A 24470-nucleotide genomic window follows, 5' to 3' on the forward strand; every position below is an offset into this window, starting at 1 on the left:
CACTCCGGCCCAGGGCGCGTTGACGCCCTGGGCCGGAGTGCCCGCCCTTCACCCACTGATCGAGGAGCTGAACATGCAGAGACGGCGTTATCGCCCGGCCACCATGCTGGCAGGGCTGCTCATCCTGACCCTGTCCGCGCTTCTGGTGCCACCGGCGCCGGTGGCCAGCCCTGCGGCAGCCGGAACGTCCCGCACCCGCGCGGTGCCACTCGCCGAACTGACAGTGGTGACCGAACGGGTGGCGTTCGGTCTGCAGCGTCCGATCGCGCTCACCGGACTGCCGGACGGGCGCATGTTGATCGCGGAGAAGAACGGCACCGTCCGCTCGTACCACCCCGACACCGGCCTGGCGGCGGAGCCGGTGCTCGACCTGACCGCCCGGATCGACACGTCGGACAACGAGCGCGGCCTTCTCGGCATCACGCCCGCGCCGAACTTCGCGCGGACCGGGCTCCTCTACGTGGCCTACACGAGCCTGCCGGCCGGCACGCTGACCCTGGCGCGAGTGCCCATCGGTGCTCCCGACCGACTGCAGGTGCTGCTCACCCAGGAGCACGCCGAGTTCGGCAACCACAACGGCGGCCAGGTCGCCTTCGGCCGCGACGGCTACCTCTACTGGTCCACCGGCGACGGCGGAAACGCGAACGACCCGTTCAAGAGCGGCCAGAACCTCGGCACCCTGCTCGGAAAGATCGTGCGGATCGACGTCAACCGTAGCTGCGGTGGCAAGCCCTACTGCGTACCCTTCGACAACCCGTTCGTCCGCACCGCTGGCGCACGGCCGGAGATCTGGGTCTACGGGCTGCGCAACCCGTGGAAGTTCTCCATCGACCCGGTCGACGGCTCGCTGTGGATCGGCGACGTCGGCCAGGGGCTGGTCGAGGAAATCAACCACATCCGCCCGTCGCAGCGTGGAGCGAACCTCGGTTGGTCCTGCAAGGAGGGCACGCCGGTCTTCGACCAGACGCAGTGCCGCCCGGGCGTGCGGCTCACCGACCCGGTCTTCGAGTACGAGCACTACCTGACGGACAACTGCTCGGTGATCGGCGGCGTGGTGTACCGAGGGTCCGCCACCCCGGAGGCCCGGGGCACGTACCTCGCGAGCGACTACTGCTCGACCCTCGCGTTCGCCGTCCGCCCCAAGTCCACCGGCGGCTACGAGTCCGCCACGATCGGCAACCTCCCCACCCAGCCAACAGCCATCGGCACCGATGCGAACGGCGAACTGTACGTGACCAGCGATCTCCCGGGGTGGCTGAGCCGGGTACGGTTCGAGCGGGTCCAGCCACCCGCGAGCAGCGGCGTGACGAACCGCTGAACCGGGGGCGATCCCCCGACATCCGTAACACCACAGTGGACGGCCGCGTACCAGCGGCCGTCCACGCCGGGGTCCGACCTCCGTCGTTTGCCTACCGCCCCACTCGGCCCCCGGCGACCGCTTCCCGGACTGTGGCGCGTGCGGCGGCGTCGATGAGGTCGGCGACCGGGCCGGGCTGAGAGACCGCCACGGCGTGGGACGCGTCGATTTCGACAGTCGTGGACCCGGCCCGCTTGGCCAGGAAGCGCTGCAGATCCGGCGGAATCCCCCTGTCCTGGGTGGTGATCATGGTCCAGGAGGGGATCGTCTTCCAGGCGGCCCTGGTGACGCTCTCCGTCTGGGCGGCCTCGGTGGGCGGCCGCTGCGTTACTGCCATCAGCTCAGCAGTGTCGCGGTCGACGTCGGCGGCGAACACCTCGGGGAACTTCTCCTGATAGATGTACTGCTCCATGGCCGTGCTCCCGTCGTCGAGGGTGCACGGCACCGTCCTGATGGAGGTGAGCAGCGCGCTCCCCGGGAACTTCGTGGTCAGCGCTGCCACGCTCTCGCCGACGTCCGGGCTCACGCTGGCGACGTACACCAGAGCCTTGACATTGGAGGCGCCGTCCGCAGCCTCGGTCATCACCGATCCGCCGTAGGAGTGAGCGGCCATCACGACCGGGCCGGAAATGGTATCCACAACGGACCGAACGTACGCCGCGTCCTTCTGCACACTGCGCAGCGGGTTCGCTACGGCCATGACCGGGTAACCCCGACGCTTGAGGTGAGCGATCACCCCGTTCCAACTCGACGCGTCCGCGAATGCGCCATGAACGAGCACGATGGTGGGGATTCCTGCCTCCTGGGCAGACCTGTCAGAAGCAGCACTCATCTGGCTCTCGAGGAAGGCCCGAGCGTCACGCGCGTTGTTGCTCCGGGGCCCGCCACGGCCCGGGTACCAGGGCCGCGGCGAGCCCCGCCACTACGGCGAAGCCCGCCACCAGCCAATACGTCCGGCCGTACGCTTCCGAGGGGAAGCCCGAGGCGCCACCGAGCCGCTGTTGCAACGCGACAGCGACCACCGCGATGCCCAGCGACCCGCCGATCTGGTTGAGGATGAACAGTGCGCTGGTGGCCCGGGGCGCGTCGTCGGGGCCGACCGCGAGGTACATGAACGCCATCAGGCCGGGCACTGTGAAACCGATGCCGAAGCCGCCGATGCCGAACGCGACAGCGGTCAGGGCCGTCGAGGTGTGGTCACCGACGCCGGACAGCACCAGCGCGGCGATCGTGGCGAGCAGCATCCCGATCGGAGCGGTCGCGCGGGCGGTGAGCCGGGCGCCGGCCTTGCCGACCGAGATCGCGCCGGCGGCGCCGAGGATGCCCGAGGGCACCATGAGCAGGCCTGCGTGCAGGGCGCCGAATCCGCGTGACTGCTGGTAGTACAGCGGGGTCAGGAACAGCAACGTGTTGGCGACCGCTCCGACGAGCAGCATGGTGACCACCGACATCGTGAAGCCGCGCTGGGTGAACAGCCGTACGTCGATCAGGGGCTCGGCCGCGCGGCGGGCGTGCAGCACGTACGCCAGCAGCAGCGCCGCGCCGACGGCGAAGGCGGTGACCGCCGCCGGATCGCCGAAGTCGCCCCGGTGGGCAGCGGTGGTGAGCCCGTAGATGAGCACCGCGAAGCCGGGTGAGAGCAGGGCCAGACCGATGACGTCGAGGCGTGGCCGCGGCGCTGCGGAGTCCGGCGCGTCGGCAGGCAGCGTGCGGAGCGCGAGCAGCAGAGCGATGACACCTACCGGCAGGTTGATGAGGAACATCCAGCGCCAGCTGATGTCGTCGACGAAGAAGCCGCCGAGAATCGGACCCAGGACCGGCCCGACGGTCAGCGGGATCGAGATCAGGCCCATCGCCTTGGTGACCCTGGCCGGGCCGGCGGCGCGGGCGATCGCGGCCTGGACGACTGGGAAGATCATGCCGCCGCCGAGCCCCTGGAGGAGGCGGAACGCGATCAGGCTGCCGGCCGACCAGGCCAGGCCGGACAGCAGCGAACCGACGGTGAACAGGACGACCGCGAACATCCAGATCCGACGGACGCCGAACCGGTCCACGCTCCAGCCGGAGATCGGGGTCGCGACGGCGACGGCGAGCAGGTATCCGGCGGTGACCCACTGGATGGTCGACAGCGAGGTCCCGAAGACGGTGACGAGGCGCTCCACGCCGACGTTGACGATGGTCTCGTCCAGCAGGGCCATGAGCAGTGCCAGCAGCAGGACTCCGGCCATCGTGAGGAATGCGGGATCGAGGCGGTCGGCCTCCGGGTCAGCGGGCTTGTCGCCGGGAGCGCGCCGGGGCGCGCTGGTGTCGCTGGCCATGGTCGTTACCTCCGAGCGGCAGTACGGTTCGGATTGACGCGCACAGAATACATGTAGGTGCAGACATAAGCAGGCACTCAAAGCCCTGTCCCGCCCCGCCATGAGTCCTGAGCTCACGAATAACGAATGTGTTTACATTGACTTCGCATGGACGTGTAAGGTATGCGGTGACGACTCGGAGGGCGGGATGGCGGAACGACGCGGCGGTCAACCGGACGTGCTCGACCTGTGGCGGCAACTGACGGTCCTCACCGGCCGCCTGGGCCAGACGCTCGACAAGCGCCTCGTGCGGGAGTTCGACCTCACCCTCACCGAGCTGCTGGTGCTCGACGAGCTGACTCGCGGCAACCCGCGCGGCATGCGCATCCAGGACCTCAGCGACGCGGTGGCCCTCGACCAGTCCTCGATGAGCCGCCTGGTCAGTCGCCTCACCGCCAAACAACTCGCCGCCCGGGTCAGCTGCGACCACGACCGCCGCGGCGTCTACTGCCAGATCACCGACCTGGGCGCCGAGCGGCACGCCGCGGCCACCCGGGTCAGCCGCGCCGAACTCGGTGCGGCACTGGACGCCGCCGCCTTCGACGACCGGCTGGCATCAGTGGTGGCGCGACTGACCCGCCCGGTCGTCACGCCCGCCGCCGAAACCTGAGACCCGAACCAGGGAGTCAGCCCGCGCAGTTGTCGATCCTGGATCAAGGGCCTGCCGCGTCCCGGCCGAGGAAGCACGACAGCAGTAGCCTGAACTCGTGCGGGTGCTCGATCGCCGGCACGTGCCCGCATCGGCCGAACACGTGCAGACGGACGTCGGCCAGGTGAGCGAGCAGGGGCTGGGCTGCCGTCCCGAGCGGGGTGACCCGGTCCTCGGCGCCGTGCACGAGCAGCACGGGCGCGCGCACCGCCGCCAGCGTGTGCGCCGAGAGAGTGAGATCATCGACCCATCGTGCCCTGGGTGGAGGGAACAACGTCGCGAAAGCGGCCGCCCCCGCTCGCATCGCCCCCGCGCGGGCATCGACCGCCGTATCGGTCACGAGCGCCTGGTCGAGGACGAGGCGACTCAGCATGTCCCGGGCCCCGGTCGGGCCGGCGGGGGCGGCCCAGACCGCGTCGAGGTCGGCGGACAGCGGCGCCCCGGGAGCGCCCATCGTCGAGACCGCAACGACACGGGTGACCCGCTGGGGGCGCGCGGCCGCCAACGCCAGCGCCACGGCGCCGCCCATGGAGTGACCCACCACGGCGTAGTGCTCGAAACCGAGAGCGTCCATCAGGCCCGCGCCCTGCTCCGTCCACGTCCGGAGCCCACCCCTGGAGCCCGCCGGAACGGGTGTACGGCCGAACCCCGCCTGGTCGGGAGCCACCAGGTGCAGCGAGTTGCCCAGCGCCTGCGCGGTCGCTGCCCAGGCTCCGGACCCGGTCGTGCCGGGTCCGGAGCCGTGCAGCATCAGCACCGCGGGCCCGGTGCCGCTCTCCAGGACGTGGACGGGTGAGCCGTCGACTGTGACGGTCCGAAGTGCCGTCACCGGGACAGGCCAGGTGCGCTCATGCCGATGCGGAGTCGACCGACTTCGAGAAGAGCTCCATCATCGCCCTGCCGAACTGCGGCATGTCGGGCCATCCACGGCAGGAGACGAGGTTGCCGTCCACGACGTCGGGAGCGTCGATGACAGTCGCGCCCGCGTTCTCCATGTCACCGGTGATGGGCGGGAAGCACGCCGTCTTTCGACCCTTCAACAGCCCGTACACCGCTGGCACCTGCGCGCCGTGGCACACCAGCGCGATGGGGAGGTTGCGCGCGAAGAAGTGCTCGGTGATGCGCCTGACGTCGGCGTCGACCCGGATCCACTCGGGGGCACGTCCCCCGGGGATGATGAGGGCGTCGTAGCGCTCGACGTCGACCTCGGCCCAGGGCACGTCGACGGGCAGCTTCCGACCGTTCTTCTCCACATAGGCGTCCGAGTTGGGGTCGAACTCGTGGATGACCAGTTGCACGTCACGCGTCGTCCGCGACGAGACGTCGACGTCCCAGCCGCCCTCCTGGACTCGATAGTAGGGATACATGGTGTCGAGTTCCTCGGCGGCGTCGCCGGTCAGGAGCAGCGCTCTGGGCACCTGCTTCTCCTCGCATGGGGGGACGGGTGAGGTGGATCCAATCCGATCCGATCGATTGAGTTAGCATTCCTCGACCCCGTCCGCCCGTCAAGCCTCTACCGCCACTCCGTCCGCGTCCCTGGCCTCGTCGAACAATCGCCGGAACCGCTCACCGGACCGCAGGATGTGCCGACGCATCGCGTAGGCGGCGGCGTCGGGGTCACGCGCGGCGATCGCGGCCACCACCTCCTCGTGCTCGGCCATCGCCAGGTGGGTGATCTGGGTGTCGTGGTGCAGCCGGAAGAGGTGCACGTGGCTGTGCAGGCGAGCGAGCGCCTCACGGATGACCTGGTTCTCCGCGCTCAGGGCGACGAGGTCGTGAAACGCGGCGTCGCGTAGTCCGAAGGCGCCGTAGGCCGTCGGCCCGTTGCCCCCCTCCAGCTCCGCCATCTCCTCCAGCATCCGTCGCAGGCCGGCCACCTGTTCCGCGGATGCGCGTTCGGCGGATCGGCGTGCCGCTGCCGGCTCGAGGAGCAGTCGTACCTCGAGCATGTCCTCGAATCGGTGCCGGGTGATCTGGGGCGGAATGCGGTAACCGGCATGGGGCACCCGCACGACCAGGCCCTCGGCCTCCATGCGGTTCAGGGCGTCTCGGATCGGCGTCTGCGAGACCCCCAGCTCCCGCGCCAGGACGTCGATCGTGACGCGGGCGCCAGGCTCGATCCGGAGCGACATCAACTGTCCGAGCAGCCTGTCGTACACCTCGTCGGCAAGCCGGCCGCCAGCTCTTCCCGGCGGCGTTCGGCCCGTCCCGGCCCTACGGCCCCGCGCGATCATCGCTTCGTCGTCCATCGTGGCGTGAGGACCTTTCTTGCGCCTTCGGGAACCTGTTGACATCAGTCACAACGCTGCGGGATGCTGACGCCCCCACTGGATCCTATAGGAAAAGCGTCGGACGATCGGCATTCAGCACCATCGCGGAGCCGCCCGCCATCGCTCTACCTCGATCTCGTGCCGCCGGTCCGCCTGTCGACCCCCGTGGCAGCCCGGCAACGCGCCTGAACAACACAGCAACTGCTCGGCGAAGCACATAGCGAGGCCCTAGAAGTCCCCACTCGGAAAGCAGGCAGGACTATGCGGCACCCACGGCGAACACGACGAACATCCGTTTCCGGGCGAAAGGTACGGCTGGCGGCGGCGGCCATGCTGCTGCTCGCGACGACCGTGACGGCTTGCGGCGGCGGCGAGGACGACGACGCGAAGACGAGCGCGCCCAAGGCGCCGGCGACCATCCCGGAGCTCACCAAGGACCCGCTGACCCTCAGCTTCATCTGGTTCGACTGGCCGCCCGCCCACGCGCTGGAGGACTTCGCGAACGCGGAGTACAAGAAGGAGCGGCCGAACGCGACCATCAAGGTCAACACCGTGCCGAACGCGAACTGGCACGACGCGATGTTCACCCAGTTCGCCGCGCACAAGACCGACTTCGACATCGCGGTCCTGGACTCGCAACACATCGGCGAGGCCGTGACGAACGGCAACATCCTCGACCTCACCGACTTCGTCAAGCAGAACATCGACGTCGCGGCCTACAACCCGTACCTCCTGGCGGCCTACGGCCAGTACCCACAGGCGGAGACCGGCAAGCGCGACGAGAGCGCCAGCCTGTACGGACTGCCGCTGCTCGGCGACACCTGGACGATGATCTACCGCAAGGACCTGATCGGCGACAAGCCACCGCAGACCTGGGACCAGATGATCTCGGCCGCCGAGAAGTGCCAGAGGGAGAACCCCGGCGTCAGCGGGCTGGCCTTCCACCAGGCCAACGGTTCCGACGCCGCGGCCGTCACCTACAACACGGTAAACGGCATCTACGGTGGCAACCTCTGGGACTCCAAGACGCGCAAGATCGACGGCGTCCTCAACGACGCCGCCGGCCAGGAGGCGATGGACGTCCTGGTCAACAAGATGAAGCCGCTGACCGCCAAGGGTTCCGGCAACTGGTTCATCGACGAGACGAACGCGGCGGTCGCCCAGGGCAAGGCATGCATCGCGTTCAACTGGATCGCCGCGAGCGGCGGCCTGCTCGATCCGAAGCAGTCGACGCTCGGCACCACGCGGAAGCAGATCCTCGACAAGCTGGGTTTCGCCACCCTGCCGAGCCAGAAGACGAACCTTGTCCCTCTCGGCGGTATGGGGATGCACGTGTCGGCCTACTCCGCGAAGGCGAACCAGGCCGAGGCCCTGAACTTCATGAAGTGGTTCGAGCGGGCTGACGTTCAGAAGAAGTGGGCCGCAGCGGGTGGCGTGCCCTCGCGTACGGACGCCCTGCAGTCGCCCGAGTTCCTCAACGCCGGGCCGTTCAACCAGGTATACACCGACTCGGTCCCGCGGATGCGGGACATGTGGAACGTGCCCGAGTACGCGCGCCTCGTCAACATCGAGAACACCAACGTGAACGCGGCCCTCAACGGCGCGAAGAAGCCGAAGGACGCGCTCGACGACATCGCCAAGGAGCAGCAGGGCGTGCTCGACTCCAGCGGCCGCAAGGGCGGCGGCGGACTGTGAGTGACCCTGTCCCTCTGACGACCGAACTCCCCGGGCAGGTGGCGTCCGCGACGCCACCTGCACCGGGTCGGTCCCGCCGCCTGGGCGACCGTGGGCTCGCCGTGGCCTTCATCTCGCCGGCGCTGCTGCTGTTGCTCGCGATGTCGGTGTTTCCGTTGCTGTGGGCGTTGTACCTGTCCTTCACCGACTACTCGGCCACCCGCGGAGGGCCCGCGAATTTCATCGGGTTCGGCAACTACACCGCGATTCTGACGTCGGCGCAGGTCCACCAGAGAGCCCTGACGACGTTGATCTACGTGGTCGGCGCGGTCGCCCTGCAGACCGTGCTCGGTTTCGGCATCGCCTACCTGATCTCACGGCGCACACACGGGCGGGGAGCGCTCACCACCCTGTTCCTGGTTCCGATGATGCTGTCGCCGGTCGTGGTCGGGCTGTTCTGGCGATTCATGCTCGACGCGCAGTTCGGCGTGGTCAACAGCATGCTCGGCTCCCTCGGCCTGGGGCAGGTGGAGTGGCTCACCCGGCAGCGAACGGCGTTGCTCTCCCTGATCGTGGTCGACACCTGGCAATGGACGCCGTTCATCATGCTCATCGCGCTCGCGGGCCTCACCGCGGTTCCCAAGTACCTGTACGAGGCCGCCTCGATCGACCGGGCGTCCGAGTGGTTCCGGTTCCGCACCATCACTCTTCCGCTTGTGTGGCCGCTGCTGCTCATTGCCGTGATGTTCCGGGGCATCGAGGCCTTCCGGCTGTTCGACCTCGTCTACATCCTCACCAGCGGGGGCCCGGGTGTCTCCACCGAGACCTTGTCGTTCCACGTCTACAAGGTCGCGTTCCTGGGCTTCAACACCGGCACTGCCTCGGCGTACGGGATCCTCATGGTCCTCGTCGTCATCGTCCTCACGCAGCTCTACCTGCGCTACCTGAACAAGCTCAAGGAGGGCTGATGGCCGTCTCCGTCGACGAGGCCGTGTCCACAGGTCCTGCCCCGGATCACACGCCCGCCGCTCGCCGCCTCGGCGGTCGGGGCCGTTCCGGGCTGGAGGTCGCGCTGCTGATCGTGCTGGCCGTCGTGATGCTCTTTCCGGTGCTGTGGATGATCGAGACGTCCATCAAGGACAACCGCGACGTCTACGCCATCCCGGCCAAGTTCTTCGGCTTCAACGTCACCATGGACCACTTCAAGGACGTGTTCGTCGCGCCCGGCGGCGGTCGCTCGGCACTGTCGGTCGCGTTCCTCAACTCCGTCGTGGTCGCCGGGGTCTCCACGCTGCTGGCCACCGTGCTGGGGGTCCCGGCGGCCTGGGCCTACTCACGCTTCGCCGTGAGGGCCAGGAAGGACCAACTGTTCTTCATCCTGTCCACCCGCTTCATGCCGCCCGTGGTGGTCGTGGTCCCGATCTTCCTCATGTACCGCCAGGTCGGGCTCATCGACAGCAAGCTCGGCCTGCTCCTCATCTACGCGGCCTTCAACGTCCCGTTCACGATCTGGATGATGAAGGGGTTCGTCGACGAGGTGCCCGCCGAGTACGAGGATGCCGCCATGCTCGACGGCTACACCCGTTTGCAGGCGTTCTGGCGTTACACCCTCCCCCTGCTCGTGCCCGGCATCGCCGCGACGGCGGTGTTCGCACTCATCTTCTCGTGGAACGAGTTCGTGTTCGCCATCTTCCTCACCTCCAGCGACGACGTGCGGACGGCGCCACCCGCCATCGCCGGCCTCATCGGTGGCACCACCACGGACTGGGGTCTCGTGGCCGCCGCCTCCGTGGTGTTCGCCCTACCGGTGCTCGTCTTCGCCTACCTGGTGCGCAAGCACCTCGTCGCAGGCGTGACGCTCGGGGCGGTGCGACGCTGATGGCGGGCATCGAGGTGACAGCGCTGCACAAGCGCTACCCGGACGGGACGGTGGCGGTCGAGCACGTCGACCTCTCCATCGGCGACGGCGAGCTGTTCGTGATGCTCGGCCCGTCGGGGTGCGGCAAGACGACCACGCTGCGGGCCATCGCCGGCCTGGAGAGGCAGACGACCGGCGACATCCGCATCGGCGACGCCCTGGTCAACGACCTGCGGCCCGCCGATCGCGACATCGCCATGGTGTTCCAGTTCTACGCCCTCTACCCACACCTGAGGACCCGCGACAACCTGGCGTTCCCCCTACGGGCCGAGGGACTGCCCAAGGCGGAGGTGCACGAGCGGGTCGCGGAGGCCGCCCGGCTGATGCGGCTTGGTCCGCTCCTGGACCGGCGACCGCGCCAGCTGTCCGGCGGGGAGCAGCAGCGCGTCGCGCTTGCCCGCGCCCTGGTACGCCGGCCGCGGGCATTCCTCATGGACGAACCTCTCACCAATCTGGACGCGGAGCTGAGGGCGGACATGCGTACGGAGATCAAGCACCTGCAGGGCGAGCTTGGGGCCACCATGGTCTACGTCACCCACGACCAGGTCGAAGCGATGTCGCTCGGCCACCGGATCGCCATCCTCAACAAGGGCCGCGTCGAGCAGATCGGCACGCCGCTGGAGGTCTACGACCGGCCGGCGAGCCTTTTCTGCGCCGCATTCATCGGCTCTCCGCCGATGAACCTGATCGAGGTGGAGGTGGCCGACGGGGCGCTGCGCAGTAAGGGTGGCCTGGTCCTCACGCCACCGCCAGGCCTGCCGCGCGACCGAAGCCTGGTCGCGGGCGTCCGGCCGGAGGCGCTGGAAGTCACCGAACCAGGGGCGGAACGTTCGATCCCGGCCCGTGTGGTCTCGGCGGAGTGGCTGGGCGACGAAATCATCTACGTGGTCGACCACGGCGGCCAGCACGACGTACGGGTTCGGATGCCACCGACTGTCCGTTTCGCCACTGACGCGCCGGTCGGACTGCGGCACACCGGCGCGACCCCGGCGGTCTACGACGTACGCACGGAAGAGCTGGTGGCCTGATGGGAACCGTGGCGGCGCAAGGGCTGTGCAAGTCCTTCGGCAAGGTCCAGGCCCTGGACGGGGTGACGCTTGACGTGCCGGACGGCTCGTTCTTCGTCGTGCTCGGGCCCTCCGGGGCGGGCAAGACGACGACCCTGCGTGCGATCGCGGGCCTGGAGAAGCTTGACGCCGGGTCGGTGCATCTGGACGGGAGGGACGCGACAGCTGACGCCCCGGCCGCACGCGACCTGGCCATGGTGTTCCAGAGCTACGCCCTCTACCCGCGACACACGGTGTACGAGAACATCGCCTCGCCGCTGCGGGCACGGCGCCGATCGTCGAGCGAGATCGCCGCCGCCATCGAGCGGATGTCGAGCCTGCTGCACATCGAACGTCTGCTCCAGCGTCGTCCCGCGCAGTTGTCCGGCGGTGAGATGCAGCGTGTCGCCCTGGCCCGGGCGCTGGTCCGAAGCCCGCGCGCGTTCCTCATGGACGAGCCGCTGACGAACCTCGACCTCAAGCTCCGCGTCGAGATGCGCACCGAGCTCACCCGCATCCACCGCAGCCTCGGAGCAACCTTCGTCTACGTGACGAACGACCAGGTCGAGGCCCTGTCCATGGCCGACCAGGTAGCGGTCCTCAAGGAGGGGAAGGTGCAACAGGTCGGAACGCCTACCGAGGTGTACGAGCGTCCCGCCAACCAGTGGGTCGCGGGATTCGTCGGTAGTCCGCCGATCAGCTTGCTCGCCTGCCGCGCCGAGGGAGATCGACTTGTCGGTGCGGAGGGCTGGACGCTGCCGCGGCCCCACTGGACCACGGCCGAGGACGGTCGTGCGCTGCTGCTGGGCCTGCGCGCCGAGGACCTGTCCGTCGAGCAGCGTGGGAACGCGTCGTTGTCGGGAGAGCTCTACGGGCTTGAGCCGCTCGGTGACCGAACGGTGGTCGACGTCCGAGTGGGGACGGAGATCCTCAAGGTCAAGGCACGACCCACAGTCACCGGTACGCCGGGCGAGCGGCTGGTTGTCGCTGTCGACCTGGACCGTGCACACCTGTTCGACGCGGGTACCGGATTGTCGCTTTCCGAGGCTGGGCGGTAGCCGCGGCGGGCGGCGACGACACATGCACCCGCACGTGGCAGTCGAGCGTCGGCGGACCGTCACCGGTGAGCGCGGCCTGAGAAGGCGATCGGTGGCACGGGCCGTCGCCCTTCGGACGGGGCGACGGCCACCTTCGACCCGCTCGGCGCCCTCGTCCCCGACGAGGGCGTGTGACCCGGCCGTCCATGCGCAGCGTGCGGCCCGCTGAAGCACGCCGGACAGCACCAAGAAGAGCACAGGAGGCGACGCGATGAGTGACCCGATGAACGTCCTGGCCCCCGAGCACCGGCGGCTCCGGATCGGCGACGCCTGGCGCGACGCCGCGAGCGGAGCGACCTTTGCCGTCGAGGATCCGGCCACCGGCAAGACCATCGCCGAGGTGGCGGACGCCGGCGTCGCCGACGGGCTCGCGGCTCTGGACGCGGCGAGCACCGCAATGGCCCAGTGGGCGGCGACCCCGCCCCGGAAACGGTCCGAGTTGTTGACCGCGACGTACCGGGCGCTGACCGAGCGATCCGAGGAGGTCGCCCGGCTGATAACGCTCGAGATGGGCAAGCCGCTCGCCGAGGCTCGGGCAGAGGTGGCGTACGGCGCCGAGTTCTTCCGTTGGTTCGCCGAGGAGGCGGTGCGCGTCGAGGGGCGCTACAGCACCGCTCCCGCGGGTGGATATCGCATCCTCACCGTGCCGAAGCCGGTCGGACCGTGCGTCTTCGTGACGCCCTGGAACTTTCCGTTGGCCATGGGTGCCCGCAAGATCGCTCCCGCGCTGGCCGCGGGCTGCACGACGATCACCAAGCCGGCGGGCCAGACGCCACTCACCATGCTGTTCCTGGCTCGCATCATGGAGGAGGTCGGCGTCCCCCCGGGCGTCGTCAACGTGGTGACCACCAAGCGTTCCGGCGAGGTGGTCGCCGCACTGCTGGCCGACAGTCGGACCCGCAAGCTGTCGTTCACCGGGTCGACCGAGGTGGGACGCGTGCTGCTCCGACAGGCTGCGGACAACGTCCTGCGTACCTCAATGGAACTGGGCGGCAACGCGGCCTTGATCGTGTGTGCGGACGCCGACCTGGACGTCGCGGTCGACGGTGCCATGGTGGCCAAGATGCGCAACATCGGGGAGTCCTGCATCGCGGCCAACCGGATCTACGTCGAGGAGCCGGTACGCGAGGAGTTCACGGCGCGCTTCGTGGAGCGGATGGGCGCGCTCTCGGTGGGCCATGGTCTCGACGACGGCGTGGACGTCGGGGCGTTGATCGACGAGGCCTCGGTCACCACGATCGATGGCCTCGTCGCCGACGCGGTCGATCGCGGCGCCCGGGTCCTGGTCGGCGGCGAGCGCCCGGACGGGCCGGGCCACTTCTACCCACCCACGGTCCTCGTCGACGTGCCCGACGATGCGCGGATGCTCAGGGCGGAGATCTTCGGCCCGGTGGCGCCGATCATCTCGTTCACGTCCGACGACGAGGTGCTGGCGAAGGCCAACGACACCGAGCACGGCCTGGTCGGGTACGTCTTCACCCGTGACCTCCAGCGGGCGCTGAGGTTCGCCGAGGGGCTGGAGACGGGGATGGTCGGCGTCAACCGTGGTCTGATCTCGGACCCGTCGGCTCCGTTCGGAGGCGTGAAGCAGTCCGGGATCGGCAAGGAGGGATCGCACGAGGGCATCCTCGAGTACCTCGACCTCACCTACGCGGCGATCGACCTGCCGTGACCGGCCCGCTGCACCGCGCGCCCGGCGAACGCGCCCGCGCCACCCGGGCGGCCAACCCTGCCGATGCCGTCCCGGTCGCGCAGGTGACCTGGACGTCCGCCCAGCACATCGCCGCCGACGTTCCGGAGAGGCACCGACATGCTTGAGACCGTCCGCGGACCACGCCAGCTGATAGTGGGTGAAGGGGTCGCGCAGAACATCCCGCGAGTGGTGGCCGAGAGCGGCTCGCGGGTCCTCATCGTGACCGACCAGGTCCTTCTGGGGCAGCCTGGCGTGGCCGAGATCGTGGCCGCCGTGCGGAAGAAGGTCGACGCCGTCGAGGTGTTCTCCGACGCGACCTCCGACGTGCCACTCGCCGACGTCGCCCTGGCCGTCTCGGCCGCCGCCAGGGTGGACGCCGACGTGATCCTCGCCATCGGGGGCGGCACGGTGATCGACCTCGCCAAAATCGTCGGAGTCATCCGCCGCCACGGTGGGACGCCGCGCGACTTCTACGGCGAGTCGAAGGTGCCGGGGCCGACGATTCCTCTGGTCGCGGTCCCGACGACATCGGGCACCGGCTCCGAGCTCACCCCCGTCTCGGTGTTGACCGACCCGGACCGCGAGCTGAAGGTCGGGGTGTCCAGCGTCCACATCGTGCCCGACTTCGCCATCGTCGACCCCGAACTCACCTACACCTGCCCGGCGAGCGTCACCGCCCACTCCGGCATCGACGCGCTCTGTCACGCGGTGGAGAGCTACACCGCGCGACCCCGCGCCCACGGACCGCGTGACCCGGTGGAGCAGGTGTTCCTCGGCCGCAACTCGATCACCGACCACTACGCGCTCCTGGCCGCGGAGCGGATCGCCCGTAGCCTGCGTCGTGCTGTCCACGACGGAGGCGACACGGAGGCGCGCGCCGACATGTCCTACGGGTCCATGCTCGCCGGGCTCGCCTTCTCCCACGCGGGCAACGCGGCCCCGCACGCTCTCCAGTACCCCATCGGCGCGGCCACGCACACGCCGCACGGCCTGGGTGTCGGACTACTACTGCCCTACGCGCTGGACGCGGCCAGGGATGCCATCGGCGACCGGTTGGCGATCCTCGCCGGGGTGTGCGGGCTCGACGTCACCGACGCCTCGGAGGCCGAGGCCGCCGACACGTTCCTCACCTGGCTCGATTGGCTCCTCGCCGACATCGGCATCCCGCGAACCCTGGCGGACATCGGCGTGGCACGCGCCGACCTCCCACGCTTCGCGGAGATGGCCGGTGGCGTCACCCGCCTGATCCAGAACCATCCCGGCCCGACCGACACCGCCAGTCTCACCGCGATCCTCGAAGCGGCCTGGACCGGGGACCGGACACGACACGTCCTGACGCCGAGCAGCGACAGCGACAGGCCGTCCCCATGACGACCGGTTGTGCGATTCACTGTGGTGTCGCCCGCCGGGACGAGTGATCATCACTTTCCCGACATGATCGACTATTGCCGCGCCAACTCCTGGTCGGACGAGGCGTAGCGGTAGTAGTAGCCGGCGAGTGCGACCGCCAATGAGACCGACCACAGTGGAAAGAGGCACCAGCCGAGCCCGCCCGCACCCCAGTACGCCCGGTCGTAGACCGGTTCTCCCCACAACTGGAATGTGTCGAGTTGGCCGGGCAGTTGCACGCCCAACTGTCCCAGCAGTAGTCCGCGGCCGAACGCGAAGATGCCGACGACGGCCGACCCGCCGAGCAGCAGGGGGAACCACATCGGTACGACCTTGCCACGCAGTCCGGGGATCCAGCGTGGGAACAACCTTCCCCACCGGGACAGCAGCCCAGAGGTGAGGACGACGCCACCTATCGCGAACGACGCGAGGGTCGGCTCGATGTACACGTTCTCCGGCTGGTTGCGGAGCAGGGAGGCGACGAACGGCTCAGGTGCTCCGACGGCCCAACCTCGTGACCACGCCAGTCGGATCAGCGCGTAGGGCAGCGGGCACGCCATCGCGACGTAGGTGGCGATCCTGCCGGTACGGATCCAGGCGGAGGCGCGGCGGCGGCGCAGATCCTGCGGGTCGTGTTCCCTGGTGCCGTCGGCGTAGTCGATGCTCGCCAGGAGAAACAGGGCCGCGCCGGCCGCCATGGCGACCTGAAACAGCGTCGGCCAGTCCGCCCTCAGCCAACCGATCGGGAGAATGCCCAGTGGCGGCAACAGCACGATCATCCGTCCGTCCAGCACGACGCACACGATCACCGCCGCGACACTGACTCCGCCGACGATCAGGGGCGTACGCCGACGTGGGTGGCGAGCACGTACGTCGAGCTGCCAGGCCACGGCAAGGGCCACCACGCCGAACACGGTGATCACCGGTCCGCCCGCGTCGCGCTCCAGGCCAGCCAGCAGCGACGAGTAGTCCGGGCCGGTGCGGTCGTTGCGCCCGAACGGGTAGCCGGCGCCGCCGAGAGACCAGAAGACGCCCATCACGATCAAGAACCAGGCCCATCCGCTCGCTGCGGCCGGCGCCCACCGCCGCCAGGACCGCCACCTGCCGTGCGTCGCCATCGATGCTGTCGAAACTGTCATGGCGGTGAGTGTCGGACACCAGGGCAGGGGCCGACGTCTCCCTGGCGGGGTGGACCGGCATCGTCGAGCGGGTCCGTCTCTGCCTGCCGGGCGAGGCGCGGTCCCCTGGCATCCGTGCAGGATCGACCCATGCGAAGGCGACAGCTGACATCCGCGCTTGTGGCACTCCTCCTCGCCGGAGTCGCCATGGTGGTGCTACCCCGGCACGGCAACACCGACGGCTGGCGGGACACCTTCAGTCCGGCCCTTCCCCCGCCGAGCGGATCACACGACGTGGGTGTACGACGGATTCGGCTGGTGGACCACGACCGCCGCGACCCGTGGCGCCCGGACAGCGACCGGACGTTGATGGTCGACGTGCACTACCCGGCCGACGCCGGGCCCAGGCCGCTGGCGCACTACGCCCTTGCACCCGCCACGACTGAATTCGGCTTCCTCGCCTGGGCGCCCGGCGAAGAGCAGCGTCTGGGACTGGTGACGGACGAGGTCAACTGGATGTTCCGCACCCACTCGCACGAGTGGGCGCCGCCTGCCAGCGGCTCGTTTCCGGTCCTGGTCGGCTCGCCTCCGCCGGGGATGATGCGCACGGCGTACACAGGTGTCGCCGAGGAGCTGGCGAGCCATGGCTACGTGGTCATCAGCGTTGACCACCCGTTCGACGCTCCGGTCGTCGATCTCTATCCCACCCGACGGGTGATCGAGCCGACCGACGCCGCCGTAACCGTCCAGCGTCTCGAAGCCGACGCGACCAGGGTTGCCGACATCGCCTACGTCACCAAGGAACTCTCCGGTCTGGACCCGCAGTTGAGCGGTGTGCTGGACCTTCGGCGGCTCGGACTCTTCGGCTGGACGGGATCGGACGTCGACCAACGAGCACGCCTCGCCCACCTGCCGGGTGTGTCCGGCATCGCGGACACGACCGGCACCGTCGGGGTCACCGACACCGGTGGGGTACCACTGCTGATCGTCGGCGGCTCCCCCGTCGACAATCACGGCGACCCCACGCACGGCGGTTGGCGAGCTACCGTGACCATTCCGGGCGCGTTCCCACTGTCGCTCACCGACGACGGCGTGGTCCTGGCACAGATCGCCGAGCGCTACCCACGTACCGAACCGGTCGTACGGCGGGACATCGGCGCGGTGCAGCCGTTGGCATACCGCACCGTCCGCCACGTGCTCGTCAGCTTCTTCGACCACCAGCTCAGCGGTGTGCCCGCCGGCACGTTCGCCGTGGAGCCCGGTGTAACGGTCGACGTGGTCTCACCGTGAGATGCTGACCCACATGGGACGGCTCGCCTGGGTGGCCGCAGGAATCGTGACAGTCCTGGCGCCCTGGTACGGCCAGCCAGCCGTGCTGCGGTTGACCGCCTGGGTCTCGGTGCTCGCCGCAACCGTGGCGATCTCGGCACCCCGACCGGCCCGTGCGCCGCTCGGCGCCACCGCGGCCATCGTGTCGGTGTGCGGGAGCATCTGGGCCTGGCAGTCCCTTGGATACAACTTCGTCGACGAAGGCAACGACTCCAGCAAGCTGCTGCTGTGGACCACTATCGAAGTCGGCGCACTGACCGCCCTCGGTGTCGCGCTGACTCGCAATGCCGACGGGCCCGCTCGGCTGCTCGGATGGCTCCTGCTGGTGCCTGGCGCCGCGGTCGGCTTTCGGCTGCTACCCGATGCCGCCGTCGGAGAACAGCTGTTCCTGAGCGCTCTGGGTGCCGTCACGGTGCTGGCCGGCACACTGCTCGGTCACTACCTTCGCGGGCTCGACGAGTTCCGGGTGGCCGCCGTGGAGCAGGCCCGATCGGAGCAACGCCGCACGGTCGCCGCAGACCTCCACGACTACGTCGCGCATGACATCGCCGGCATCGCGGTCGCGGCGCAGTCGGCGCGGATCGTCGGCGGAAGCGACCCGGGAGCACTCATGGAACAGGTTGAGCAGGCCGCAACCCGAGCCCTGCGACGCCTCGACCGCAGCATCCGGCTCATGCGGGACGATGACGAGCGGACAGCACCGCAGTACGGCCTCGCCGACGTCCCGGACCTCGTCGACGCGCACCCACTCCCCACCGAACTCAACCTGGCGTTGCCGGAACGCGACGACATCTCCGCCGCGATCCAGGCCACCGCGTACCGCGTGATCTCCGAGGCGCTCACGAACGTGGCTCGACACGCGTCCGCCACCGTTCCGGTGCGGGTGTGGGCGACCCAGCGGGACGGACGGCTCGACATCGTCGTCGCCAACGAGCTGTCGAGCCGCGCGACGCCAGCGCGTGCCACGGGCACCGGCGCTGGTCTGGCCTCACTTCGAGCCCGTGTGGAGGCACTCGACGGCGCCATGCGCGTCGGCGCCGAGAACGGATCGTGGCAGGTGCATGTCACGCTGCCCATAGACTGAGTCGATGCCGGCGCTCACACACCTACGGCTGGTTGGCCGGCAGGCGGCGCCATGACCACAGTCGTGATCGCCGACGACCACGACATGGTCCGCCACGGTTTCCGCATGGTGCTGTCGGCGCAGCCCGACCTCACGATCGTGGGTGAGGCCAGCAACGGCAACGCCGCCTGGGACCTGGTCCGCCGCCTACACCCTGCGGTACTGCTGGCGGACATCAGGATGCCCGGAATCGACGGCCTCGAGCTCGTCCGCCGCATAGCCACCACATCCGAATTGGCGACCAAGGTGATCGTCGTGACCACCTTCAACGAGGACGAGTACATCACCCGGGCGTTGCGCGACGGCGCGAGCGGCTTCCTGCTGAAAACCTCGGCACCTGGACTGCTCGTCGAGGCCGTCCGAGCCGCGCTCGCCGGCAGCGCCCTGATCAGCCCGGAAGTCACCGTCCGCCTACTGGAAAGGCTCAGACCCGGCCGGGAACCACTCCAGCCCGATCCGCCGTTGACCCCACGGGAGCGTGACGTCGCCAAGCTCCTGGCACGCGGACTGAGCAACGACGAGATCGGCGCGACACTCCACATCGCTCCGGGCACCATCAAGACCCACGTCAGCCACATCTCCATGAAGCTCGGTAACGTCACCCGCGTCCGGATAGCCGCGTGGGCATGGGAATCAGGCCTGGTGTCACGTCTCTGACCGCCCCGGCCCGGCCACCGTCCGACGGGCACCTCGGTCCCCGGCCTGTCACAGGCGTACCGGAAGGGTGTCAGCCGGTAGCGGCCGCCAACCGGCGGACGGACCCGGCGCGGGCCGCCCAGCGCCCGTCCTCGTGACGTACCTCGATGGGGTGCGCGAAGGCCGCCGACACCTGGGCGGTCGTGACCGTCTGATCGGCCGGACCGGCGGCGACGGCGCTGCCGCCGCTGATCAGCATCGCGTGGGTGGTCGTCGCCGGAAGTTCCTCGAGGTGGTGGGTGACCATGATCGAAGCGAGGCGGGGGTGAGTCTCGCGGAGGAGATCGATGGTCTCGAGCAGCTGTTCCCGGGCCGCGACGTCGAGACCGGTCGAGGGCTCGTCCAGCAGCAGTAGTCGCGGCTGGCTGAGGAGCGCCCGGACGATCAGGGCGCGACCCCGCTCGCCCTGCGAGAGGGTGGGCCAGCGTTCGTCGGCCCTGTCGACCAGCCCGAACATGCCCAGCAGGGAGTCCGCCCGATGACGGTCGTCCCGGGTCGGCTGCCAGCGCGGCGGCAGGTCGATCGATCCGACGAGCCCGGTCAGCACGACCTCACGGATGGTCAGGGGCGATCGCAGCGGATGGCGGGGATTCACGTGACCGATCGCCCTGCGCAGCTGTTGCAGGTCGACGCGGCCGAGTTGCTGACCGAGGATCCGCACGGTTCCCGAGGTCGGATGGGTCAGCGCGCCGCAGAATCCCAGCAGTGTGCTCTTGCCCGCGCCGTTCGGGCCGAGGAGCGCCCAGTGCTCCCCTTCGCGCACGGTGAGGTCGATGCCGTGCAGGATCTGCTTGCCGTCCCGCCGGAACGTGACGTCGCGCAGTTCGACGACGGGCGGCGGCGGTTGCGTCTCGGCGATCCTGGGAAGCATGGCCTTCTCTCGGTACGGCGACGGTCGCCCCGCACGCTGCCACAGACCGGCACGCAGGTCAGTGACCAGGACCACCGCCACCGCGCCGACGCCTGCCTCTCGGGAGGTTGTTCTACAGGTCCATCGCGTAGACCCGGACCTGACGGCCGGTGTCCGGCTGCACCGTTTCGCGCTCCAGCGACATGCCCAGCTTGACCATCACCCGTGCGGACGCCTCGTTCCCGACGATGTGGATGCTGACCAGCCGCCGCAGGGCCAACCGGGCACGAGCGTGGGCGACAACGGCCTGGGCCGCCTCGGTTGCCAGCCCCCGGCCCCAGTACGCCCGGCCGAGCCGCCAGCCGATCTCCACGGCCGGCATGATCTCGGGCAGGAAGGTCGGCACGGCCAGTCCGGTGAAACCGGCCAGCTCGCCGGTCTCCCTGATCACCACCGCGTACAGGCCGAAGCCGTGCTCGTCCCAGTGCCGCTGATAGGTGGCCAGGCGCTTCGCGGTCGCGGCCCGGTCGAGGGTGCGGCCGTCATGGATATAGCGCATCACCTCGGGCTGTGCGTTGACCGCGGCGAACCCGTCCAGATCATCGCTTCGCCAGCGGCGCAACAGCAGCCGCGACGTCTCCAGGGACGTGGCGTCAGGGGAGATCGTCGCGTCAGCCATGTCCCCTTCGTAGCATCTCGGAGCCCACGGGGCGATGGTCAGTGCGTCTGACCTCGAAGCGTTCAGTGCGACCCGTTGCTCATCGAGGACGACGGCGGGTGCGGCCACTACGATGCGAGCGTGGCTCACGTTGCCCCGGTCCGCCGGCCGTACCCGCTGCTCGTCGCCGCGGCGGTCCTCTTGGCGCTCGGCGCGGCCACGGCCTGGGCTGTCGGCGACACGCTGGGGCTGAGCCACTCCCCCGCCGCCGTGCCGCACGAGGACGCCGCCGCCGCGCCGGCGCTCGCGCCCGCGCCGGTCCCGCCGTTGGCGTCCCTCGTCGTGCCGGACGAGCCGCGCCTCCGGAAGGCCGCAGCGGCCGTCGCCGACGCGGTCGTCTTCCGCGGCCTGCCCCGGCCGGTGCTCGCCCCGGCCGCGTCGAGCCCGTCCAGGTCCGCGACGGCCGTGCCGGCGCCCGGCACGGCGCGCGTCGCCGCCCCGGACCTGTCGGCGGTGAGCACGCTGCGGGCGGGCGTGCTGGCCACCCTCGGCGGTACGCCCGAGTCGTACCGGCTCGACGTGCGCGGCACCGAACTGGCCGTCCAGGGCGGTGACGTCGCGGGCGTGGCAGCCGGGATGTACCGGCTGGCCGACCGGATCCGCTCCGGCGCCGAGGCGCTCCCCGCGGCGGACGCGGGTCGGGTGGTCATCCCCCGGCTCGGCCTGCGGCTGACCGACGCGGGTTCGGTGGGGCGCGAGCCCGACCCGGCCGTCTTCGCCCCCGGCGACGACTACGGCCTGAACACCGACGTGGTCGGGTCGGCGGTGCTGCCTCGCGCGCCGTGGGTGGACGCCGGCGCGGTGGCCCGCATCGACGCGCAGTTTCGGCAGTTCGTCGACCACTCGGTGGCGCAGGGATACAACGGAGTCGTCGTGCCCGGCTTCCTGGAGTACGTCACGTTCGCGAAGGTCGGCGACGGGCGCGCGGTCTACCCGCCCGGGGACCCGCACGTCGACCGCGCACGGGCGATGGTCGCGGCGTTCGGTCCCGTCTTCCGGTACGCCGAGGACATGGGCGTGCGGGTCTTCCTGCTGACCGACATGCTCGCGGTGTCGCCTCCGCTGGAGGCGTACCTGACGCGGACCGTCGGGGGCCTCGACGCGGAGGACCCTCGGCTGTGGGCGGTCTACCAGGCCGGTCTGGCCGAGCTGTTCGAGAGCATGCCGTTCGTCGACGGCCTGATGGTCCGCGTCGGTGAGGGCGGCGAGGTGTACGCCGGAACCGGCTGGGACTACTCGTCACGGCTCGCGGTCACCACGGAAACGTCGGTGCGCGCGATGCTGCGGGCGCTGCTGGACACCGCGGGCCCCGCCGGGAAGGAGATCATCTTCCGTACGTGGACGGTGGGCGTCGGCGCCGTCGGCGACCTGCACACCAACCCGGTGTCGTACGCGAAGGTCCTCGGCGGGCTCGACGACCCGCACCTGATCGTGTCCACCAAGTACACCCTGGGCGATTTCTACAGCCATCTGCCGCTGAACACCACCCTGCTGGGCGGCGGGCACCGCCGCATCGTGGAGTTCCAGGCGCGACGCGAGTTCGAAGGGTTCGGCTCGCTGCCCAACGACCTCGGCCCGCTGCACCGCGAGGCGCTGCGCGCGTTCCTTGCCGCCAACCCGAACGTCGAGGGTGTCTGGAACTGGACCCAGGACGGCGGTCCGCTGCGCGCCGGGCCCATGTCGCTGTACCTGCGCGCCGGGTTCTGGCAGCTCTACGACCTCAACACGTACGCCGTCGGCCGCCTGGCCTGGGACCCGACCGCCGACCCGGCACAGGTCACGGCGGACTGGGCGTACCGCACGTTCTCCGGCGACCCGACCACCGTCGCCGCGATCGGGCAGGCCATGGCGCTGTCCCGGCAGGCGATCACCAAGGGCCTCTACATCGGTCCGTACGCCAACCGGTCGGTGCGGGCGCTCGGACTGGAACCGCCACCCATGATGTGGATCTTCGAGTGGGACATCCCGACCGGCGACTCCGCCGCGCTGGACAGCATCTACGCGGTGACCGGCGGCCGCGTCGACGAGGCCATCGGGGAGGGCACGCAGGCCGTCGTGCTGGCCCGGCGCATGCGCGACCTGATCGCCGCGACCGCACCGGCGACCTGGCGGGACGCCGAACTGCGCGGGCGCTTCACCGCGACTCTCGACTACCAGGTCGACCTGTTCGAGACGCTTGGCGCGTACCGAACCATGGTGTTGCGGCACGCGCAGTGGCTGGACACGGGCGACCCGGCCGCCCGCCGCGACTGGCGGCTGGCCGCGGCGGCTTACCACGACGCGCGCGACGCGCACCGGCAGCGCTACGGCGCCGACCTGGACCTGCCCGCGTACAACTTCACCGCCGCCGATCTCGGGGCGCGGCGTGCCGACCAGGACCCCGCGATGGCCTGGGCGGCCCGGGTGATGCTCGGGTCGATCCTGCTGATGGCGCTGCTCGGCCGGTACGGGCGCGGGTTCGGCGCGAGCGCCGCGCGCGGGTTGCTGCTCGGCGCGCTCCGGCCGTGGCGGGTCGTCGCGCTGCCGACGCCCACGAGGCGGGCGGACCGGGTGTTGGTGTGGCTGGTCCCGGCCGTGGTGCTGGTGGCGAGCCGGCTCGTGTTGACCTGGTTCGCCGCGCCGGCGCACCTGCTGGTCACCCTCGGTGGGTGGGCGCTGTTCGCCCTCGTCGTACGCCTCGTCGTCGGCCGCCGGGATCCGTTCCACCTGTGGGCGGTGGTCGGCGGCGTCGCGCTGCTGCGCAGCGTGCTGCTGCTGGCGGCGCTCGCCGGGCGCGGACCGGGCGGTTACTGGTTCGCCTTCTGGACCGCGCCGAGTGTGCGCGCGGTGTACGTCACCGTCGCGTTCGCGGCGTTCTGTTGGTTGTTCGTGGTCGTCGCCGTGGTCCTGCGGGACCGGTACGGCCTGCGCCGTCGAAGCGCCGTCGGGCTGACCCTCACCGCCGCGGGTGTGCCCCTCGGCGTGCTGTCCGCCCTGGTCTCGGTGGTGGGCCTGGAACGCGCGCTGACGGTGTGGAACGACCAGCTCGCGCTGCTGCCCTGGGGTCTGTCCCGCATCCTCGGCATCACCGTCTACCTCGGCATTCCCGCCCAACTCCCCGCGTACGCCGCCGCCGCCGGAGTCGCCCTGGCCGCCGCCGGCCTGCTCCTACCACTCGGCCGCCACCGGCGATCCGCCTGACCGCCC

At 70.0% G+C, this 24470-nt stretch carries 21 protein-coding genes; 13 read left to right on the forward strand and 8 right to left on the reverse strand.

The features are described from left to right. Nucleotides 1-73 precede the first annotated feature (73 nt). A complete protein-coding gene (locus tag ACGFIE_RS26295) occupies nt 74-1318 on the forward strand; it encodes a PQQ-dependent sugar dehydrogenase (RefSeq protein ID WP_393299348.1) in 1245 nt (414 codons plus the stop codon). 91 nt (nt 1319-1409) lie between these two features. On the opposite strand, the gene ACGFIE_RS26300 is transcribed toward ACGFIE_RS26295, so the two are convergent. After that, nucleotides 1410-2189, reverse strand: coding sequence for an alpha/beta hydrolase (locus tag ACGFIE_RS26300; RefSeq protein WP_393299351.1), 780 nt, complete (start codon nt 2187-2189; stop codon nt 1410-1412). A gap of 25 nt (nt 2190-2214) precedes the next feature. After that, complete coding sequence (locus ACGFIE_RS26305) at nt 2215-3675, reverse strand: DHA2 family efflux MFS transporter permease subunit (RefSeq protein WP_393299354.1); 1461 nt, start codon at nt 3673-3675, stop codon at nt 2215-2217. Nucleotides 3676-3862: 187 nt separating this feature from the next. Between ACGFIE_RS26305 and ACGFIE_RS26310 the strand changes: the two genes are divergently transcribed. After that, nucleotides 3863-4324 (forward strand): MarR family transcriptional regulator, encoded by a 462-nt coding sequence (locus tag ACGFIE_RS26310; RefSeq protein ID WP_363683715.1) that lies wholly within the window; start codon nt 3863-3865, stop codon nt 4322-4324. A gap of 43 nt (nt 4325-4367) precedes the next feature. On the opposite strand, the gene ACGFIE_RS26315 is transcribed toward ACGFIE_RS26310, so the two are convergent. From ACGFIE_RS26315 to ACGFIE_RS26325, 3 genes are all read right to left on the reverse strand, one after another. Further along, on the reverse strand, nt 4368-5192 hold the full coding sequence (locus ACGFIE_RS26315) for an alpha/beta fold hydrolase (RefSeq protein WP_393299357.1): 825 nt from the start codon (nt 5190-5192) through the stop codon (nt 4368-4370). A 19-nt stretch (nt 5193-5211) separates the two neighbouring features. Continuing rightward, nucleotides 5212-5781: a DJ-1/PfpI family protein gene (locus ACGFIE_RS26320; RefSeq protein ID WP_357402270.1), complete on the reverse strand. Its 570-nt coding sequence runs from the start codon at nt 5779-5781 to the stop codon at nt 5212-5214. An 87-nt stretch (nt 5782-5868) separates the two neighbouring features. Then, nucleotides 5869-6612 carry a GntR family transcriptional regulator gene (locus ACGFIE_RS26325; protein ID WP_393299360.1) on the reverse strand — a complete coding sequence of 248 codons (744 nt, stop codon included), beginning with the start codon at nt 6610-6612 and terminating at the stop codon, nt 5869-5871. A gap of 351 nt (nt 6613-6963) precedes the next feature. Here ACGFIE_RS26325 and ACGFIE_RS26330 point away from each other — a divergent pair, with 351 nt between their 5' ends. The 7 genes from ACGFIE_RS26330 to ACGFIE_RS26360 all read left to right on the forward strand — a co-directional run bounded on the left by ACGFIE_RS26330 (nt 6964) and on the right by ACGFIE_RS26360 (nt 15432). Beyond that, nucleotides 6964-8328, forward strand: a complete 1365-nt coding sequence (locus tag ACGFIE_RS26330) for an extracellular solute-binding protein (RefSeq protein WP_393299363.1) — start codon at nt 6964-6966, stop codon at nt 8326-8328. 101 nt (nt 8329-8429) lie between these two features. Further along, on the forward strand, nt 8430-9275 hold the full coding sequence (locus tag ACGFIE_RS26335; protein WP_266244096.1) for a carbohydrate ABC transporter permease: 846 nt from the start codon (nt 8430-8432) through the stop codon (nt 9273-9275). Further along, entirely contained in the window at nt 9275-10186 is a 912-nt protein-coding gene (locus ACGFIE_RS26340) for a carbohydrate ABC transporter permease (protein ID WP_393299367.1), read from the forward strand. The genes ACGFIE_RS26335 and ACGFIE_RS26340 overlap by 1 nt, the downstream gene beginning before the upstream one ends. Next, nucleotides 10186-11253, forward strand: coding sequence for an ABC transporter ATP-binding protein (locus ACGFIE_RS26345; RefSeq protein WP_393299370.1), 1068 nt, complete (start codon nt 10186-10188; stop codon nt 11251-11253). Before ACGFIE_RS26340 ends, ACGFIE_RS26345 begins: the two co-directional genes overlap by 1 nt. Beyond that, a complete protein-coding gene (locus ACGFIE_RS26350) occupies nt 11253-12329 on the forward strand; it encodes an ABC transporter ATP-binding protein (RefSeq protein ID WP_393299373.1) in 1077 nt (358 codons plus the stop codon). The genes ACGFIE_RS26345 and ACGFIE_RS26350 overlap by 1 nt, the downstream gene beginning before the upstream one ends. A gap of 250 nt (nt 12330-12579) precedes the next feature. Continuing rightward, the gene (locus ACGFIE_RS26355) at nt 12580-14040 is read left to right on the forward strand and encodes an NAD-dependent succinate-semialdehyde dehydrogenase (protein WP_393299375.1); all 1461 of its coding nucleotides are present in this window, start codon (nt 12580-12582) and stop codon (nt 14038-14040) included. Nucleotides 14041-14178: 138 nt separating this feature from the next. Continuing rightward, nucleotides 14179-15432: an iron-containing alcohol dehydrogenase gene (locus ACGFIE_RS26360; protein WP_393299378.1), complete on the forward strand. Its 1254-nt coding sequence runs from the start codon at nt 14179-14181 to the stop codon at nt 15430-15432. A gap of 71 nt (nt 15433-15503) precedes the next feature. Here ACGFIE_RS26360 and ACGFIE_RS26365 read toward each other — a convergent pair whose 3' ends face one another. Beyond that, complete coding sequence (locus ACGFIE_RS26365; RefSeq protein WP_393299381.1) at nt 15504-16589, reverse strand: hypothetical protein; 1086 nt, start codon at nt 16587-16589, stop codon at nt 15504-15506. 129 nt (nt 16590-16718) lie between these two features. Between ACGFIE_RS26365 and ACGFIE_RS26370 the strand changes: the two genes are divergently transcribed. Genes ACGFIE_RS26370 through ACGFIE_RS26380 form a run of 3 tightly spaced genes read left to right on the forward strand, consistent with a single transcriptional unit; the run spans nt 16719 to nt 19677 of the window. Further along, nucleotides 16719-17858, forward strand: a complete 1140-nt coding sequence (locus ACGFIE_RS26370; protein WP_393299384.1) for a hypothetical protein — start codon at nt 16719-16721, stop codon at nt 17856-17858. Nucleotide 17859: 1 nt separating this feature from the next. Continuing rightward, complete coding sequence (locus ACGFIE_RS26375; protein WP_393299387.1) at nt 17860-18981, forward strand: sensor histidine kinase; 1122 nt, start codon at nt 17860-17862, stop codon at nt 18979-18981. 51 nt (nt 18982-19032) lie between these two features. After that, on the forward strand, nt 19033-19677 hold the full coding sequence (locus tag ACGFIE_RS26380; RefSeq protein WP_393299390.1) for a response regulator: 645 nt from the start codon (nt 19033-19035) through the stop codon (nt 19675-19677). 70 nt (nt 19678-19747) lie between these two features. Here the strand turns inward: ACGFIE_RS26380 and ACGFIE_RS26385 are convergent, their stop codons facing one another. Next, nucleotides 19748-20587, reverse strand: a complete 840-nt coding sequence (locus ACGFIE_RS26385; RefSeq protein WP_393299393.1) for an ABC transporter ATP-binding protein — start codon at nt 20585-20587, stop codon at nt 19748-19750. Nucleotides 20588-20699: 112 nt separating this feature from the next. After that, a complete protein-coding gene (locus tag ACGFIE_RS26390; RefSeq protein ID WP_393299395.1) occupies nt 20700-21245 on the reverse strand; it encodes a GNAT family N-acetyltransferase in 546 nt (181 codons plus the stop codon). Nucleotides 21246-21365: 120 nt separating this feature from the next. Between ACGFIE_RS26390 and ACGFIE_RS26395 the strand changes: the two genes are divergently transcribed. Continuing rightward, entirely contained in the window at nt 21366-24464 is a 3099-nt protein-coding gene (locus ACGFIE_RS26395) for a hypothetical protein (RefSeq protein ID WP_393299398.1), read from the forward strand. Nucleotides 24465-24470: the final 6 nt, after the last annotated feature.

The sequence above is a fragment of the Micromonospora sp. NPDC049275 genome (assembly GCF_043197115.1).
Taxonomy (GTDB): domain Bacteria; phylum Actinomycetota; class Actinomycetes; order Mycobacteriales; family Micromonosporaceae; genus Micromonospora.

Bases quoted from the DNA above. Each gene is read 5' to 3' on its own strand.
- ACGFIE_RS26340 (WP_393299367.1), top strand. From the start codon at position 9,275: ATGGCCGTCTCCGTCGACGAGGCCGTGTCCACAGGTCCTGCCCCGGAT.
- ACGFIE_RS26375 (WP_393299387.1), top strand. From the start codon at position 17,860: ATGCTGACCCACATGGGACGGCTCGCCTGGGTGGCCGCAGGAATCGTG.
- ACGFIE_RS26360 (WP_393299378.1), top strand. From the start codon at position 14,179: ATGCTTGAGACCGTCCGCGGACCACGCCAGCTGATAGTGGGTGAAGGG.
- ACGFIE_RS26350 (WP_393299373.1), top strand. From the start codon at position 11,253: ATGGGAACCGTGGCGGCGCAAGGGCTGTGCAAGTCCTTCGGCAAGGTC.
- ACGFIE_RS26310 (WP_363683715.1), top strand. From the start codon at position 3,863: ATGGCGGAACGACGCGGCGGTCAACCGGACGTGCTCGACCTGTGGCGG.
- ACGFIE_RS26370 (WP_393299384.1), top strand. From the start codon at position 16,719: ATGCGAAGGCGACAGCTGACATCCGCGCTTGTGGCACTCCTCCTCGCC.
- ACGFIE_RS26330 (WP_393299363.1), top strand. From the start codon at position 6,964: ATGCTGCTGCTCGCGACGACCGTGACGGCTTGCGGCGGCGGCGAGGAC.
- ACGFIE_RS26345 (WP_393299370.1), top strand. From the start codon at position 10,186: ATGGCGGGCATCGAGGTGACAGCGCTGCACAAGCGCTACCCGGACGGG.
- ACGFIE_RS26305 (WP_393299354.1), bottom strand. From the start codon at position 3,675: ATGGCCAGCGACACCAGCGCGCCCCGGCGCGCTCCCGGCGACAAGCCC.
- ACGFIE_RS26300 (WP_393299351.1), bottom strand. From the start codon at position 2,189: ATGAGTGCTGCTTCTGACAGGTCTGCCCAGGAGGCAGGAATCCCCACC.
- ACGFIE_RS26325 (WP_393299360.1), bottom strand. From the start codon at position 6,612: ATGGACGACGAAGCGATGATCGCGCGGGGCCGTAGGGCCGGGACGGGC.
- ACGFIE_RS26380 (WP_393299390.1), top strand. From the start codon at position 19,033: ATGACCACAGTCGTGATCGCCGACGACCACGACATGGTCCGCCACGGT.
- ACGFIE_RS26385 (WP_393299393.1), bottom strand. From the start codon at position 20,587: ATGCTTCCCAGGATCGCCGAGACGCAACCGCCGCCGCCCGTCGTCGAA.
- ACGFIE_RS26355 (WP_393299375.1), top strand. From the start codon at position 12,580: ATGAGTGACCCGATGAACGTCCTGGCCCCCGAGCACCGGCGGCTCCGG.
- ACGFIE_RS26390 (WP_393299395.1), bottom strand. From the start codon at position 21,245: ATGGCTGACGCGACGATCTCCCCTGACGCCACGTCCCTGGAGACGTCG.
- ACGFIE_RS26295 (WP_393299348.1), top strand. From the start codon at position 74: ATGCAGAGACGGCGTTATCGCCCGGCCACCATGCTGGCAGGGCTGCTC.
- ACGFIE_RS26365 (WP_393299381.1), bottom strand. From the start codon at position 16,589: ATGACAGTTTCGACAGCATCGATGGCGACGCACGGCAGGTGGCGGTCC.